This is a genomic window from Acidobacteriota bacterium (genome assembly GCA_012729555.1).
GTDB lineage: Bacteria > Acidobacteriota > UBA6911 > UBA6911 > UBA6911 > UBA6911.
This window is the reverse complement of the sequence record JAAYCX010000024.1, coordinates 20,583-28,870: the sequence shown is the minus strand read 5'-3', so window position 1 is coordinate 28,870 and position 8,288 is coordinate 20,583. Positions and strand designations below refer to the sequence as shown.

At 63.8% G+C, this 8,288-nt stretch carries 7 protein-coding genes; 3 read left to right on the top strand and 4 right to left on the bottom strand.

The genetic code is table 11. The features are described from left to right. The 4 genes from GXY47_06490 to GXY47_06475 form a co-directional block, all read right to left on the bottom strand. Window positions 1-259: polysaccharide deacetylase (locus GXY47_06490; GenBank protein NLV30790.1), on the bottom strand; the 259-nt coding region annotated here is incomplete at its 3' end. 11 nt (window positions 260-270) lie between these two features. Beyond that, on the bottom strand, window positions 271-1,515 hold the full coding sequence (locus GXY47_06485; protein NLV30789.1) for a carboxylate--amine ligase: 1,245 nt from the start codon (window positions 1,513-1,515) through the stop codon (window positions 271-273). A 144-nt stretch (window positions 1,516-1,659) separates the two neighbouring features. Further along, complete coding sequence (locus GXY47_06480; protein NLV30788.1) at window positions 1,660-2,805, bottom strand: glycosyltransferase family 4 protein; 1,146 nt, start codon at window positions 2,803-2,805, stop codon at window positions 1,660-1,662. Between the two features lie 36 nt (window positions 2,806-2,841). Further along, window positions 2,842-3,972: a glycosyltransferase gene (locus GXY47_06475; GenBank protein NLV30787.1), complete on the bottom strand. Its 1,131-nt coding sequence runs from the start codon at window positions 3,970-3,972 to the stop codon at window positions 2,842-2,844. A 383-nt stretch (window positions 3,973-4,355) separates the two neighbouring features. On the opposite strand from GXY47_06475, the gene GXY47_06470 reads away from it, so the two are divergent. From GXY47_06470 to prsK, 3 genes are read left to right on the top strand one after another with little or no spacing between them, the layout of a single operon-like run. Then, window positions 4,356-5,018 (top strand): class I SAM-dependent methyltransferase, encoded by a 663-nt coding sequence (locus GXY47_06470; protein NLV30786.1) that lies wholly within the window; start codon window positions 4,356-4,358, stop codon window positions 5,016-5,018. Between the two features lie 9 nt (window positions 5,019-5,027). Next, window positions 5,028-6,248 carry a TIGR03087 family PEP-CTERM/XrtA system glycosyltransferase gene (locus GXY47_06465; GenBank protein NLV30785.1) on the top strand — a complete coding sequence of 407 codons (1,221 nt, stop codon included), beginning with the start codon at window positions 5,028-5,030 and terminating at the stop codon, window positions 6,246-6,248. Next, window positions 6,227-8,281: a PEP-CTERM system histidine kinase PrsK gene (gene prsK, locus GXY47_06460; protein ID NLV30784.1), complete on the top strand. Its 2,055-nt coding sequence runs from the start codon at window positions 6,227-6,229 to the stop codon at window positions 8,279-8,281. Before GXY47_06465 ends, prsK begins: the two co-directional genes overlap by 22 nt. Window positions 8,282-8,288 lie beyond the last annotated feature (7 nt).

Sequence of the window (8,288 nt, the reverse complement as noted above, 5' to 3'; positions counted from 1 at the left end):
GGCCGCGCTCCGCCAGGTGCCGCACCACCGGTTCGGTCTCCCCCGGCCAGCCGAGTTCATCGTTGAAGGGCTCGACGAAGAAGGTGGCGCCGAGGCGCGAACGCTCGAGGATGTCGCAGATCAGGGGGATCCCCAGCCTTCGCCCACCGTATTCCCCCATCATCCCGAGCCGGGGCGGGACCGGCCGGAGGTCCGGATTTTGCCAGGCCCCTCCCATGCTGCATTCCACGTCGAAGGTGATCAGGACTCCGGGCTGCATGGACCCTCTTTTCAGTTCACGATTTCGTGGCTGCGCGCACCCAGCTTCTTCAGCATCTGCTTGAAATCGACGTAAAACGGCTTCGGGTCGGAAAGCAGGAGCGAATCGTCCTTGGTCCAGGGGCCGCTGTGCCACAGGATCGTCAGCGCGGCTCGAACCCGGCTCAAGTGCGTCTGCCCCGGCGGCAGTTCGTCTCGCCGCATCTGCCCCAGGAACCAGTTGGCGTCCCCCCCGAGGATGCGGCTGCGCAGGCCGAGCTTGTACCCCGTCTTCTGCATCTTCTCCGGTTCGAAATGGGTCTGCCACAAGTTGAAGGGGGCCTCGAAACCGGCCCGGACCACCGTCGGCAGCCCGCCGCTGAAACGGGGATTGACCTCGAGGAAGATGTATTTGCCGGTGGCCGGGTCGTAATGGTACTGGACTCCGGCGATCCCCTGCCAGTTGAGCGCCTTCAGGAGTTTGACCGTGTCGTCGATCACGGGCTGGTGGTGGCAGCTGATCCGCTGCACCGTCACCCCGCCGGCCAGCGGCATGTGGTGCTCGCCGATGTAATCGCCGGTCATGAACATCTCGCCGTCGTGCATCAGGATCTGCACATGCTCCTCGGCGCCGGGGTGGTACTCCTGCACCAGCACGTTGTAGGCGAAGCTTTCGAACTGCCGGTACCATTTCATCAATTCGTCGAGGTTGCGCGCGTAGGCGGCCTTGAGCGGCACCTTGCCGTCCGACACGTTCTGCTTCCGGGTGCGGATCACCAGGGGGAATTCAAGGGTGGATTCCGGTCCGCTTTCCATCAGCTCGTCGAGCCGCATCCCCCTGGCAGCCGGAATCCCCAGCTTCAGGCAGAGGTCGTGGACATAGTCCTTGTCGGTGGCCTTGTCGAAGCATTCGCGGGAGGGGGAAAAGAGATGAATCCCCTCAGCTTCGAGCCGGTCGCGCATGGAAATCAGCCGGTTGTGGAAACCCTCCGAAACCGGCATGATCGAACCGACATCCAGCCTGCGCGCAAGCGCCAGGATCTCCTCGTCAAAACCTTCCTGGTCCGGCTTGTGGTCGAGGAGCCAGGAACTGGCACAGTAACGGCTGTGCGCGGACTGACCATTGACCGTGTTGGTGATGGCGTGGGTTTCCAGTCCGTTGCGCGCCAGGCTGCGCACCACCCACAACCCTACTTGGGTGTCTCCCACAATCGCCAGTACCCGGCGCTGACGGTCCGGCTGTACCCTTTTCCGGTTGATCGACCTGACCTGTTTCATTCCCTCTCCGTTTCATCCTGCAACCACACACATCGACAGGGGCAGGCCGATCGATGAGTTTCCGCACCCGCCCAGCTTCCTTCGAGCCAGGAGCCCCTCCGCCCGCCGCCCTGTCGCATGAATCCGTAAAACATATAAATACAGTCAAATAGACCGAAAAACCTCCCGCACCTCCTCCGCCACCCGCTTCCAGGAGCGCACCCCGCTTTGGCGCGCGACCTCACGGGGATCCCACTCGCGGCCCAATACCTCGGCGATGGCATCGCCGAGCGGGCCTTCCTGCCGGACCGGAACGATCCGCCCTGCCTCCGGGACCGGCAGGATATCGGGCACCGCCCCCACTTCGGTGGTGATGGCCGGGATGCCGCAGGCGAGGCTCTCCAGTACGGCATTCGGGCACCCCTCCCTATAGGAGGCGAGCACGCTGGCATCCGCGGCGCTGAAATAAAGGGGAATTCTATCATAGGGCTGGGGCCCCGGCAGGATGAGCCTCCCATCCACTCCCGAGGCGCGCGCGAGCTCGCGCAGTCCCTCCACCGTCCCCCCCTGGGCTTCCCCGCCGACAATCACCAGGCTCACGTCCTCGGGCAAGCGTGCCAGGGCACGGATCATCTCGTGGTGCCCCTTGCGCGCACCCAGGTGGGCGACGGTGACCAGGAGCCGCCCCTCCACCGGAAGACCAAGCCGTTGCCGGCAATCGGTGCGTTCGCGCGGGTGGAAGTGATCGAGATCCACCCCGTTGGTGATCACGTGGAGCCTGCGTCCGTCCGCGCCCAGCTTCAGGGCCTCGTCCGCCATCCGGGAGGAGACGCTGATGACGGCGGCCGCCCCCGCGAGCGCCCGGGCGCACTGGCGCGCCTGCGCCGGAATCTTCAGGCATTCGTAGATCTTGCCCCGCAGGGTGATGGCGTAGGGGATACCCAGTTCCTGCGCAAGCGCTGCGACGGCCACCCCGTCCGGCCAGATGAAGTGGGCGTCGAGCAGGTCGGGGCGCCAGTCCCGGCAGAACTCTTTCAGCCAGCGGCTCACCCCGCGCGCGTAGAAGCGGGCGTCGCCGTTCTTCAGGAACCCCGGGAGGTAGAAGAAACCGGGCCGGTGGACGGTCAGGCCCTGCCATGGCGCCGGCCCCGCAAGGAGCGGCCTCGGCTTCAGGAGCGGAAACCAGGGGACGGGCGAGCAGACCTGAAGCGCCTCCAGTTCCGCCAGCGCCGCCAGCCGCTGCTGGACAAACACCCCCCAGTTGGGATTGCGCTCGCTGGGAAAACAGTAGGAAAAGGACAGAATGTTCACGGGCCACCCTTCCGCGGAATGGTGCCTGTCACGGAATCACCGGTTAGCCAGAATCCGCTCATACCAGGCAAGGTACTGATCGACCATCCGGCCGATTCCATGATGTTTCGCCGCGTGTTCCTTCCCCGCCGCGCCTAGGGTGCGCCGCGTTTCGCCGCTCGACTGGATCTCGAGCATGGCTTCGGCCAGCGCCGGGGGGTTCCGGGCGTCGACGAGACGGGCGCAATCCCCCACGGCATCGGGGATGCCTCCCACCCGGGTGGCGATGACGGGGAGACCCGCCGTCATCGCCTCGAGGATCACCATCGGCAGACCTTCGCTGCGACTGGAAAGGACGAGGCTGTCGGCGGCCGAGTAGAGGGCCGGGGTATCCTGCCGGAAGCCGAGAAAGCGGCAGTGGTCGCTAAGGTTCAGCGTCTGCAGCCGGGCCAGCAGTCCCCGGCAATACTCGCTCTCGTTGAGGCTCCCGGCAATCGCCACCATGAACGCATGGCTTTGCTTCCGCAGCAGCGCGGCCGCCTCGAGCAGGTCCTCAAAACCCTTTTCGGGACGCGGGTTGCCCACCGCCAGAAAGAGATGCGTCTCGTCGGCACAACCCAGTTCGCTGCGTACCCGGCGCCGGGCATCGGCATCGGGGGGCGCTTCGGGAACTCCGTTGGGGATGATGTCGATCGGACCGCGCCAGCCGAGATATTCCCGGTGCCGCTCGGCCACCTTTTCCGAAACCGCGGAAATGCCGTCAAGGAAGCGGGAGAAGAACCGCAACCGTTTGCGCAGGGGCTCGAATCCGTCATACAGGAGACCATGGGCCGTAAAGACCAGTTTTCTTCCGCCGCACAGGTTGGCAAGGGCCGCATAGGGAAGACTGGCATAATCGTGAAGATGGACGATATCCGGTCCGGACCGCCGCAGTTCCCGACGCAGTCCCCACAGGGCTCGCAGATCGCGGCCCGCGTGGCTTTCGAGCGGCAGCACGGAGATACCCTTACCTGTAAGCAGGGGGGCCAGGGCGCCGGGACCCTGCAGACAGAGGACTTCCACCGGGACAGCACGACCGGCCAGTCCATCGGCCAGGTGCACCACGACCCTCTCCATCCCTCCGGGACGGAGTTCGGAAAGCACCAGGGCAAGGCGGATCCTGTTTGCCGCGAATTCACTCGATATCATGGGCAGAGCATTCCATAGCGCTCGATCGGTCAGGGTATGCGCCTGGTTCCGGTTCAAGGCTGAAAATCGATCCTGCTTCCAGAATCGACGCATGAACAGACCGGATCGCCACACCCGAAATCAGCCAAGGGCAGAAACAAGTTTAATCCACCAGTCGGTAAAATACTCAAAAAACAGATTTCCCCGATAATGTGTTAAGCTGGTTGCACCTTGCCTTGTCCGGCGCAGACCGGCACGCCTTTAAGCCTTGGCAGCGATTTTATGGATTCAGGCACTCTATGGTGCCCATCATGAATTCAGAGACTGAGGACCAGGCAAAATCCTGGCGACCCTATCTGGCTCGATACAGGAATGGAGAGTGGAGGGCGTCCGTCTGGAGGGATATGATTCTGGCCGACGCCCGAAGACTGGAAGCGCTGAATGGAAGGCCGAGGGTTCTCGATATCGGCTGCGGAGGCGGTTTTGACAACGACAAGAACCTGCAGCGCTCCCTGGCCGAGCATTCGCTCGAATACATCGGAGTCGAACCGGATGCGAATGTCAGGCTTGGGGACTACTTCTCATCAAAATATCAATGTACTTTCGAGCAGGCCCCGATATCCGCGGATTCCATCGATATCGCGTTTTCGGTCATGGTGTTCGAGCATTTTGAGAACCCACAGCTGGTTTGGGATAAAATTCATGGAATTCTCAAAAAGGGCGGGGTATTTTGGGCATTTACAGTCGATTCCCGGCACTGGTTCGTCCATGCCTCTATCATGATGGATATGCTGCACCTCAAGGATTTCTATTTGAACAAGCTACATGGAAGGCGTGGAGACGGCCGATATGAAAACTACAAGGTATTCTATCGAAGCAACAGGCCTGAACAGATAGAAAAGATGACGCACGCCTTCAGTTCAAGGCTGATCTTGAATTTCTACAGGGTGGGGCAAACAAATTATTATTTTCCAAAAAAATTGCGGTTTGTCGCCAAGGCATACGATCGCATGGCCATACGCATGGGAATGCCGGGAAGCATCCTGGCTGTACGAGTTGAAAAATAATCCAGCGCTATGAGACTACTCTACCTCTGCCAGCGGATTCCCTATCCTCCCGACCGGGGGGACCGGATCCCGGTGTTTCATCATATCAGACATCTCGGCCAAAACCACGAGGTGGTCGTCGGCTCGCTGGCCCACCCGGGCACCCGCCCAAACGCCGAAAGGCTCCGGAAGGAACTCGGGGTCGGGCTGATTGCGCCCGATCACCCCGTGCTGCGGCGGGGGGCGGGAATGGCCCGCGCCTTCGTGCGCCGGGAGCCGCTCAGCCTCGGCTATTTTCACAGCCCTGCACTTCAGAAGCAGGTTGACGCGGAAATGGCCCGGAAGCCGTTCGACGCCGTTATCGTCTTTTCCAGTTCCATGGCCCCCTACGCCGAAGGCTTCCGCGGAGCCCCCAGGATCATGCATTTCTGTGATGTCGATTCCCAAAAATGGGCCAGCCTGGCCGAGCACTCCGGTGGCGTGAAGCGCTGGGTCTACGGGCGCGAAAGTCGCCTCCTGCTGCAGTATGAACAGAAAATCGCGGCGGAATTCGAGGCCTCCTGCGTGGTCTCGCAGAGCGAGGCGGAGCTTTTCCGCGCTCACATTCCCGGCGTTCCGGTGCAGATCCTGGAAAACGGGGTCGATACGGAACATTTCGGCGCGCTCCCGCGCCGGCCCGAGGGGACACGGATCGTATTCGTCGGGGTCATGGATTACGCCCCGAATGTCGAGGCCGTGACCTTTTTTGTCGAAAAAGTCTGGCCCGCCATCCGCGCCGCACGCCCCGGGGCGCGCTTCGTCATCGCGGGAGCGAAGCCTTCCAGGGAGGTGCGCAATCTGGCCCGCAGGCCGGGGGTGGAGGTGACGGGCTACGTCCCCGATATCCGGACCCACCTGTCTGCGGCGCTTGTTTCGATCGCGCCCCTGGCCATCGCCCGGGGGGTGCAGAACAAGATCCTGGAGGCCATGGCCGCCGGGGTCCCGGTGCTCACCACCCCCCGGGTGGCCGCGGGATTGCCCGCCGGGGCCGATGACCTGGTGTTCACGGCCGAGAGGACGCCGGAGGATTTTTCGCGCGGGCTCCTCGAGCTGCTGGCCGATGCTAACGGCAGGGAGGAAAGGGCTCGGAAAGCCCTGAATTATGTTCGCCAAAAATGCGGGTGGGAGGCTAAACTACAGATCCTCGACGATCTGCTCGCCCAGGTGCTGGAAACTTCCCGGGGCTCGCTATGCAATGGATTGAAATCGTAGCTTTTATTCTCGGCCTGGTCCTGGCCGGGCTCCTCGTTGTCGTTCCCCGCTTCGGGCCGGGGTCGCGGCAGCTGCTGCTCATGCTCCTGCCGGCGTGCGCTTCGGCCGCGGTGGCCGCTTTCGGGGAGCGGCTGCCGGGGGTGGTCCCGGCCGACGGGGTACGGCTGTCCTTCACCCTGATCCTCCTGTCCGCCGTGGGGGGGCTGCTGGCGGTGCAGGCGTTCAGCCGCCGGGCGCGCTGGCTCCACGGCACCCTCGCCCTTGGCCTGACGGGACTGCTGGTGGCGCTCCTTTTCGCCATCGAGCCTCCCTACGCCTTGGGGTTCGAGTCGCCGCAAGGGTATCTCGCACTCGGGCCTGTCGGGTATGCCGCCGCCCTCTTTCTCCTGATCGTTTCGGTCATCGTGCTCGCCGGGCTCGAACAGGCGCTGCGCGGGGCGAGCGAGACCGTCCGGTGGGAACTCAAGTTCCTCTTCCTGGGGATCGGGGCGCTCTATGCCGCCGTCATTTATCTCAGTTCGCAGACGCTGCTCTTCCCCCCCTCGGGGGGGCTCCTCCTCGCGGGGTCGATCGGCCTTTTTCACTGCATGTTTCTCGTCTCCTGCGGCTTCATCCTCATTGCGTGGAGGCGGGGGTCGGGACAGAGCCGAATCAGCGTATCCCACGGCGCCATCTACAGTTCCGTCACCCTCCTCACGGTCGGGGTCTACCTCATCGCCTCGGCTTTGATCGCCCGATGGGCCAGCCGCTGGGGGGAGGTGGGGCTCCCGCTCGAGGCGTTGATCTTCCTCCTGTCCGCAGTGGTCCTGACCGCCCTGATCCTGGGGACCGGGCTGCGGCACAAGACCCGCGCCTGGATCCGGCGCAACGTCTTCTCGGGCCGCTACGACTACCGCCACTTCTGGCTCGAGGCCACCGAGCGGGTGCGCTCCATCGACCCCCCGCCCCAGACGGCGGCGGCCCTGGCCGACATCGTGCACCGCGCCCTGGGGGCGATCGACGTGAGCGTCTGGGTGCGGCGCTGGGACCCGAACCGGCTGGAGCTGCTGACCGCCACGGGCCTGATCGTGGGCCGGCTCGACAAGGAAGTCACGGGCGTGGTGGAGCCGCTGCAGAGCGTATCGGAACCCCTTACGCTCGAGGAAATCCGGGCGCTCGGGGACGGGGCCGCCCTCGGGGAGTTCGTGAAAACAACGCGCGCCGCGCTCCTGGTCCCGCTGGTGTCGAGCAACCGGATCGCGGGCGTCATCACCGTCGGCCCCGACCGGAGCGGGAGGGAGTACGACGGCGAGGCGAGGGAGTTTCTGCGCGCGCTTTCGGGTCACGCGGCGGGGGAGTTCCACAAATCGGACCTGCTGGCCACCCTGGTGGCCGCCAAGGAGGACGAGGCGTTCCGCTCCTTTTCCACCTTCCTGCTGCACGACCTGAAGAATTTCGCCTCGACGCTCTCCTACATCGCCCAGAACGCGCCGAAGCACCAGCACAACCCGGAGTTCCAGCGGGACGCCTTCCAGTCGGTCTACGACACCGCGGAGAAGATGAAACGGCTGTGCAACAGCCTGAAATCGTTCTCCGGCGGGCTCGCGGCCAACAAAAAACCTATCGATTTAAGTCAGGTTGTCCGGCAGGTTGCCGATACGCTGAATACGGGGCTCGAAAAGCGCCTGAAGCTGGAGCTTTCACCGCTGTCCCCCGTCATGGCGGACGCGGAAGAGGTCGGGCGGGTGCTGCAGAACCTCATCCTGAACGCGCGGGAGGCGATCGGGGAGGAGGGAACCGTCACCGTGCGGACGGCCGACCGGGAGGAGCAGGTGGAAATCGCGGTGGCGGACAACGGCCGGGGGATGAGCCGGGAGTTTTTCGAAAAGGAACTCTTTCACCCCTTCCGCACCACCAAGAGCGGGGGGCTGGGGATCGGGCTCTTCCAGTCGAAGAAGATCATGGAGGCGCACCGGGGTTCCATCCGGGTGGAGAGCGCGCAGGGAGAGGGGACGACGATCACGCTCTCGTTTCCGAAACCCCGGGGGGAGTGAGGGCGCC

Coding starts and splice junctions, on each gene's coding strand:
- GXY47_06485 (NLV30789.1), bottom strand. CDS start 1,515: ATGAAACAGGTCAGGTCGATCAACCGGAAAAGGGTACAGCCGGACCGT.
- GXY47_06475 (NLV30787.1), bottom strand. CDS start 3,972: ATGATATCGAGTGAATTCGCGGCAAACAGGATCCGCCTTGCCCTGGTG.
- GXY47_06470 (NLV30786.1), top strand. CDS start 4,356: ATGATTCTGGCCGACGCCCGAAGACTGGAAGCGCTGAATGGAAGGCCG.
- GXY47_06465 (NLV30785.1), top strand. CDS start 5,028: ATGAGACTACTCTACCTCTGCCAGCGGATTCCCTATCCTCCCGACCGG.
- prsK (NLV30784.1), top strand. CDS start 6,227: ATGCAATGGATTGAAATCGTAGCTTTTATTCTCGGCCTGGTCCTGGCC.